The 6,811-nt window shown below is 62.0% G+C and carries 7 protein-coding genes; all 7 read right to left on the bottom strand.

The features are described from left to right. Positions 1-108 precede the first annotated feature (108 nt). On the bottom strand, positions 109-513 hold the full coding sequence (locus tag FJ979_RS25010) for a Fur family transcriptional regulator (protein WP_140500273.1): 405 nt from the start codon (positions 511-513) through the stop codon (positions 109-111). A 183-nt stretch (positions 514-696) separates the two neighbouring features. Further along, a complete protein-coding gene (mgrA, locus tag FJ979_RS25005) occupies positions 697-1,743 on the bottom strand; it encodes an L-glyceraldehyde 3-phosphate reductase (RefSeq protein WP_140584136.1) in 1,047 nt (348 codons plus the stop codon). 133 nt (positions 1,744-1,876) lie between these two features. Next, positions 1,877-3,019 carry a Gfo/Idh/MocA family oxidoreductase gene (locus tag FJ979_RS25000; RefSeq protein WP_140584134.1) on the bottom strand — a complete coding sequence of 381 codons (1,143 nt, stop codon included), beginning with the start codon at positions 3,017-3,019 and terminating at the stop codon, positions 1,877-1,879. An 11-nt stretch (positions 3,020-3,030) separates the two neighbouring features. Then, positions 3,031-3,777 carry a sugar phosphate isomerase/epimerase gene (locus tag FJ979_RS24995; RefSeq protein WP_140584132.1) on the bottom strand — a complete coding sequence of 249 codons (747 nt, stop codon included), beginning with the start codon at positions 3,775-3,777 and terminating at the stop codon, positions 3,031-3,033. A 39-nt stretch (positions 3,778-3,816) separates the two neighbouring features. After that, the gene (gene ugpC, locus FJ979_RS24990) at positions 3,817-4,917 is read right to left on the bottom strand and encodes a sn-glycerol-3-phosphate ABC transporter ATP-binding protein UgpC (RefSeq protein ID WP_181168588.1); all 1,101 of its coding nucleotides are present in this window, start codon (positions 4,915-4,917) and stop codon (positions 3,817-3,819) included. Then, the gene (locus FJ979_RS24985; RefSeq protein ID WP_140584131.1) at positions 4,917-5,852 is read right to left on the bottom strand and encodes a carbohydrate ABC transporter permease; all 936 of its coding nucleotides are present in this window, start codon (positions 5,850-5,852) and stop codon (positions 4,917-4,919) included. The genes ugpC and FJ979_RS24985 overlap by 1 nt, the downstream gene beginning before the upstream one ends. Beyond that, the gene (locus FJ979_RS24980) at positions 5,845-6,738 is read right to left on the bottom strand and encodes a sugar ABC transporter permease (RefSeq protein ID WP_140500283.1); all 894 of its coding nucleotides are present in this window, start codon (positions 6,736-6,738) and stop codon (positions 5,845-5,847) included. Before FJ979_RS24980 ends, FJ979_RS24985 begins: the two co-directional genes overlap by 8 nt. Positions 6,739-6,811: the final 73 nt, after the last annotated feature.

Below are 6,811 nucleotides of genomic sequence, written 5' to 3'. Positions count from 1 at the left end.
CAATCGAGGCAGCCGAATGCAGGAACTACTTCGAAAACGCAGGCTACGCTTCCGTCAAGATATGAAACGCTCTAGCGCCAGCCGACATCACCTGAATATCAACACATTTCAGGCAGCTTGCGCCCGGCACTTGGCACAGGTCCCGCGGAACTCGATCACCGCCTTCTTGGCGGCAAAGCCGGTGGAGCGCACCCATTCGTCCAGCCGGTGACCGACATCATGGTCGGACATTTCGCTCACCTGGCCACATGTGTCGCAGATGGCGAAAGCGGTCATGGAATGGCTGTGATCGTGCGGTTCGACGCAGGCGACGAAGGAATTGAGGCTTTCCAGCCGATGCACGAAGCCGGACTTCACCAGCGTGTCGAGCGCGCGATAGACCTGCAGCGGCGCGCGGAAACCCCGCTCGCGCAGCTGGTCAAGCAAGGTGTAGGCGCTGAGCGGCCCGCTGGCGGCCTCGAGTTTCTCGAGCACGCACAGCTGGTTCTTCGTCAGCACATCCCTTGCCGCCATGATCCTGTTTCCGACCTGCCTTGTGTCACATACAGGCCGTTTCCATATGCAAACGGCCCGTCCCATTCAGATAGCGACGAACCGCTGTCTTTGCTACTCCTCTGTTGAAACGCGCTGGCGCGGCATTCCGCAAACGACAACGGCGGGAGGGCTCCCACCGTTGTCGTTTGCCGGCTCCGATGCCTACTTCCTCGGCGGGCCGTTGCGCTCGGCCGAGGCTGCCCACAGATTGATGTCGGACTCGCGCGCATAATTGTCGATCTCGGCAAGCTCGGCGTCGCTGAAGTCGGGCGCCTCCAGCGCGCCGACACAGTCCTCCACCTGCTCCGGCCGGCTGGCGCCGATCAGCGCCGATGTCACCTTGCCCTTGCGCAGCACCCACGCCAGCGCCATCTGCGCCAACGTCTGGCCACGGCGGCCCGCGATCGCGTTCAATGCCTGTATGTTGGCGATGGTCTTGTCGTTGATGAAGGCCGGCCGCAGCGACTTGCCCTGGGAGGCACGGCTGCCCTCGGGGATGCCGCCGAGATATTTGTCGGTCAGCATGCCCTGTGCCAGCGGCGAGAACACGATCGAGCCGACGCCCAGCCCATCGAGCGTATCGAGCAGGCCATCGTCCTCGACCCAGCGGTTCAGCATCGAATAACTCGGCTGATGGATTACGCAAGGCGTGCCGAGCCGCTTCAGTATATCGGCCGCCTCGCGCGTGCGCTGCGAATTGTAGGACGAGATGCCGACATAGAGCGCCTTGCCCGCGCGCACCGCATGGTCGAGCGCGCCCATCGTTTCCTCCAGCGGCGTATCCGGATCGAAGCGGTGCGAATAGAAGATGTCGACATAGTCGAGCCCCATCCGCTTCAGGCTCTGGTCGAGGCTGGCCAGCAAATATTTGCGTCCGCCCCATTGGCCGTAGGGGCCCGCCCACATCTCGTAGCCGGCCTTGGTCGAGATGATGAGTTCGTCGCGGTAGGCGGCGAAGTCGGTGCGCAATATCTCGCCGAAAGCAATCTCGGCCGAGCCGGGCGGCGGCCCGTAATTGTTGGCGAGGTCGAAATGCGTGATGCCGAGGTCGAAGGCCTTGCGCACGATCGCCTGCTTGGTCGTGTGCGGCGTGTCGTTGCCGAAATTGTGCCACAGCCCCAGCGAGATCGCCGGCAGCTTCAGGCCGGACCGCCCGCAGCGGTTATAGACCATTTTTTCGTAGCGGTTTTCGGCGGCGACATAGGGCATGGGGAAATCCTCGAAGCTGGATGGACTGGGCACTGTCATCGCGAACGCGACGCGCAGGCCCTGCGCCCCAACCCTTACCCTCTCCCCGCGAAAACGGGGAGAGGGTTCATCAAAATTATCGATAATCCGCGATCTAGCTCTTCTTCGCCATCAGCGCCTTGGCTTCCTTGATGCCGAGCGCGGCTGGACGTTCGCAGGTGGTCTGCATGGCGACGAACTTGCCGGTTTCGCCCGAGCGCAGGATTCCCGTCATGACGTCGACGGCGTGCAGCGCCAGCTCCATCGAGCAGCGGTGCGGCCTGCCCTCGGAGATCGCAATCGCCATGTCGGCGAGGCCGGCGGTGCGATAATTGGCCATCATGCCCTGCGAATGCATCTCGTTGGGTACGCCGAACGGATGCTGCCATTTCGGCAGCTTCTTGACCGGCTTGGCCGCTTCGGTGAAGCGCACGTCGCCGCCGAAGAAGTTCGGATCCGGCACGAACACGCTCCCCATCTCGCCATAGAGCTCCATCGGCGCATGGCCGTGGCTCCAGACGTCCCAGCTGGTGTTGAGCGTGATCACGGCTCCGTTCTCGAACTCCAGCAGGCCGTGGATGGTGGTCGGCGTGTTGACCGGGATCCTTTCGCCCGCGCGCGGCTTCGAACTGATCGTGCGTTCCTTGGCCGGGGTTGTGGCGAAGGCCGCCACCTGCTTCACCGGTCCGATCAGCTGGATCAGATTGGTGATGTAATACGGCCCGATGTCGAGCACGGGGCCGGCGCCCGGCTGGAAGAAGAAGTCCGGATTGGGGTGCCAGTGCTCCATGCCGTGCCCCATGACATGGCAGGTGCCGCTGGTGATCCTGCCGAGCTTGCCGGTATCGATCAGATTGCGCACCAGCTGATGCGCGCCGCCGAAGAAGGTGTCGGGTGCCGAGCCGATGCGAAGTCCCTTCTTCTCCGCCCGCTTCTTCAGGTCGAGCCCCTCCTTGACCGAAAGCACGAACGGCTTTTCCGAATAGACATGCTTGCCCGCGTCGAGCACCTGTTTCGACACTTCATAGTGCACGGCCGGAATGGTCAGGTTGACGATGATCTCGATGTCGTCGGCCTTGAGCAGGTCCTCGACCGTCTCGGCGCGCAGCTTGAACTCCTTCGCCCGCGCTTTCGCGGCGTCCATGTTGATATCGGCGCAAGCCCGCATCTTGATGCCGCGAAACAGCGGCGCCAGCGAGAAATATGCCTTCGAGATGTTGCCGCAGCCGATGACGCCGACGCCAAGTTTGTTTGCCATGATGCTTGTTCCTAATAGGCCTTTACGGTTGCGATCGAACGGCGGGCGAAGCGCTCGATGTCATTGGGATTGTCCTGCTCCATGACGAAGTATTTGGCCGCGCTCTTGGCCCGCAGCGCCTTGATCAGGCCGGCCCAGTCGATCGTGCCGTGACCGACATCCGACCAGCCGTCCTCGTCCAGCCCCTCGCCCCGCCTTGCCATGTCCTTGACGTGAACGGCAACGATGCGCTTGCCGTGCTTTTCGATCCAGGGCAGCGGATCGGCGCCGCCGCGCACCACCCAGGCGACGTCCATTTCCCAGCCGATGTCGGGCGCTGAAGCCAGGATGTGATCCTGCGGCAGCGAGCCGTCTGCGAGTTTCTTGAACTCGAAATCATGATTGTGCCAGGCAAAGCCGTAGCCGGCCTTCTTCGCCGTCTCGCCGACCTTGGCAAGGCGTTCGCCGAAGCCGCGCCAGCCGGCAGCGTCCGACGGCCTGGACTCAGGCATGAGATAGGGGCAGATCAAAAGCTTGATGCCGAGCGCTTCAGCTATCCTGCGCACGCCGTCGAAATCCTTCTCCAGCGCATCGATGGAGAAATGCCCGGTCGGCATGGCAAGGCCGTTTTTGTCGAGTTCGGCCCGGAAGGCCTTGGGATCGTCATAGACGCCGCCGAAGCCTTCGACCTCTGTGTAGCCGAGCTTGCCGAGCATCTCGAGCACGCCTTCCCAGGGCTGAAAATTGCGCGCGCTGTAAAGTTGGAATGACCAGTTCATCGTCTTTGTCCGTTCTGCTTGGGGGATGGTTATCGGGCTTTAGATGCGGCTGCCGGTTTGGGCATCGAAGAGCGAGGCGCGCATCGGGTCGAAGCCCACCGTCACCGCCTCATCGTTTTTGGGGGTCCGTTCCGAGGTGACCCGGACGCTGAAATTCTGCTTTGCAAGCTTCAGCCACACCAGCGTGTCGGACCCCATCGGTTCGACCACCTCGACATTGGCCGCCGTCGAGAATGGCCAGCCCGTGCCGCTGTTCAGGCTGACATGCTCGGGCCTGATGCCGAACACGGCAGGGCCGGCTTCCGGTTGCTTGTCGAAATGATAGGTGCCGAGTGGAACCTTGAGATTGTCGGCCACGAAAAACCAGTTGCCAGCGTCTTTCTCGAGCCTGCCGTCAATGAAGTTCATCGCCGGCGAACCGAGGAAGCCGGCGACGAAGCGGTTGACCGGTTTGTTATAGATGGTCTGCGGCGCGTCGAGTTGTTGGATGATGCCGCCGCGCATGACCGCGATACGGTCGGCCAGCGTCATCGCCTCGATCTGGTCATGCGTGACGTAGATCATGGTATTCTGCAATTTGCGGTGCAAAAGCTTGATCTCGACGCGCAGTTCGGAGCGCAGCTTGGCGTCCAGGTTCGACAGTGGCTCGTCGAATAGGAACACGTCGACGTCGCGCACCAGCGCGCGCCCGATCGCCACGCGTTGACGCTGGCCGCCGGAGAGCGCCGCGGGCTTGCGCTGCAACAACGGCTCGATCTGCAGGATCTCGGCGGCGCGCGCTATGCGCTTCGCGATCTCGTCCTTGGGCACGCCCGCGACGCGCAGCCCGAAGGACAAGTTCTTCTCCACCGTCATCTGCGGATAGAGTGCGTAGGACTGGAACACCATGCCGATGCCGCGGTCCTTGGGCTCTTCCCAGGTGACGTTCTTGCCCTTGATAAAGATCCGGCCGTCCGAAATGTCGAGCAGTCCGGCGATGCAGTTGAGCAAGGTCGACTTGCCGCAACCCGAGGGTCCGAGCAGCACTATGAACTCGCCCTCGGCGACGTCGAGGTTGAGCGTCTGCAGCACCGAGACCAAGCCGAAGTTCAGCGACAGGTCCTGGATCGAAACGCTGGTGCCGTTTGCCGCCATCGACATCACCCTTTCACCGCGCCGGCGGCAATGCCGCGCACGAACAATTTGCCGGAAATAAAGTAGACGACCAGCGGCACCAGCCCGGTCAGGATGGTGGCGGCCATGTTGACATTGTATTCCTTCACCCCCTGCACCGAGTTGACGATGTTGTTGAGCTGCACCGTCATCGGATAGGTGTCGGGGCGCGTATAGACGACGCCGAACAGGAAGTCGTTCCAGATGCCGGTCACCTGCAGGATGACGGCGACGACGAAGATCGGCAGCGACATCGGCAACATGATGCGCAGATAAATGCCCCAGAAGCCGGCGCCATCGACGCGCGCAGCCCTGAACAGTTCCTCCGGCATGGAGGTGAAATAGTTGCGGAACAAGAGCGTCAGGATTGGCATGCCGAAAATGGAATGCACGATCACCAGGCCGCTCAGGCTGCCATAGAGGCCGATCTCGCGCAGGATGATGACGATCGGATAGATCATCACCTGATAGGGGATGAAGGCCCCGACGATCAGGATGACGAAGAACGTGTCGGCGCCTTTGAAGCGCCAATTGGCCAGCGCGTAGCCGTTCACCGAGGCGATTGCGATCGACAGGATCACCGAGGGGACGGTGATGCGCACCGAGTTCCAGAAGCCGCGAGAGAGACCGTCGCAGTTAAGACCGGTGCAGGCCTGCGACCATGCCTTGACCCACGGCTCGAACGTGATCTCGACCGGCGGCGAGAAGATGTTGCCGAGACGAATTTCCGGCATGCCCTTGAGCGAGGTGACAACCATCACATAGAGCGGCAGCAGGTAGTAGAGCGCCACCACGATGAGCGTGCCGTACAGGAAGATGTTGCGGCTCGACAACATGTGCCGGGGCTTCGGTCCGCTCGGCCCCGAGGCATCGGCGCGAATGGCGGCGGGGGACGCGGCCAGGGAGACGGCATGATCAGACACGCTTGCGGCCCCCGAATTCGAGATAGGCCCACGGCACGATGACGATCATCACCGACAAGAGCATCATGGTCGAGGCGGCAAAACCCTGGCCGAGGTTCTGGGCGAAGAACATGTAGTCGTAGACATATTTGGCTGGCACTTCAGAGGAAATGCCGGGACCGCCGCTGGTCTGCGCGACGACGAGGTCGTAGACCTTGACGATGCCCGACGCGATGATCACCAGCGTGGTTATGAAGACCGGTCGCATCATCGGGATGATGATGAAGAGATAGGTCTTCCAGGTGGGGATGCCGTCCACCCGCGCGGCCTTCCAGATGTCCTCGTCGATGCCGCGCAGGCCGGCCAGCATCAGGCACATGATCAGCCCGGTGCCTTGCCACAGCGCGGCGATCAATATGCCGTAGATGACGATGCTCGAATTGTAGAGCGGATCGAAATTGAAGCTTGTCCAGCCGAGGTCGCGAACCACTCCCTGAATGCCGAAATCGGGATTGAGCAGCCATTGCCAGACGAGGCCGGTGACGATGAAGGAAAGCGCGAAGGGATAGAGAAAGATGGTGCGGAACGTGTCCTCGAAACGGATCTTCTGGTCGAGCAGGGCGGCGAGCAGGAAGCCGATTACCAGCGAGAAGACGAGCGACAGCACGCCGTAGATCAAGAGATTCTCGATCGAGACGAGCCAGCGCGGCGTCGCCCACAGTCGGTAGTACTGGTCGAGCCCGACGAAATGCAGCCGCGGCAGAAGCTTCGAATTGGTGAAGGAATAAAGCACCGTCCAGGCCGTGCCGCCGACAAACACCACCAGCGCGGTGAGGATCATCGGGATCGAGGCGACCTTCGCGTTGAGATTGCGGAAGAGTTGGCTCGGGCGTTCGCTCTTGCTCATCGGTGCAGCCATGCTGGATCGGGTAAGGGCGGCAAGGTCGGCACGCCTCGCTCCCGGCCCTGCGGTGGCCGGG

Source organism: Mesorhizobium sp. B1-1-6 (genome assembly GCF_006443035.1).
GTDB lineage: Bacteria > Pseudomonadota > Alphaproteobacteria > Rhizobiales > Rhizobiaceae > Mesorhizobium.
This window is presented reverse-complemented; position numbering and strand designations above follow the sequence as displayed.

Bases quoted from the DNA above. Each gene is read 5' to 3' on its own strand.
- FJ979_RS25010 (WP_140500273.1), bottom strand. From the start codon at position 513: ATGGCGGCAAGGGATGTGCTGACGAAGAACCAGCTGTGCGTGCTCGAG.
- mgrA (WP_140584136.1), bottom strand. From the start codon at position 1,743: ATGCCCTATGTCGCCGCCGAAAACCGCTACGAAAAAATGGTCTATAAC.
- FJ979_RS25000 (WP_140584134.1), bottom strand. From the start codon at position 3,019: ATGGCAAACAAACTTGGCGTCGGCGTCATCGGCTGCGGCAACATCTCG.
- FJ979_RS24995 (WP_140584132.1), bottom strand. From the start codon at position 3,777: ATGAACTGGTCATTCCAACTTTACAGCGCGCGCAATTTTCAGCCCTGG.
- ugpC (WP_181168588.1), bottom strand. From the start codon at position 4,917: ATGTCGATGGCGGCAAACGGCACCAGCGTTTCGATCCAGGACCTGTCG.
- FJ979_RS24980 (WP_140500283.1), bottom strand. From the start codon at position 6,738: ATGAGCAAGAGCGAACGCCCGAGCCAACTCTTCCGCAATCTCAACGCG.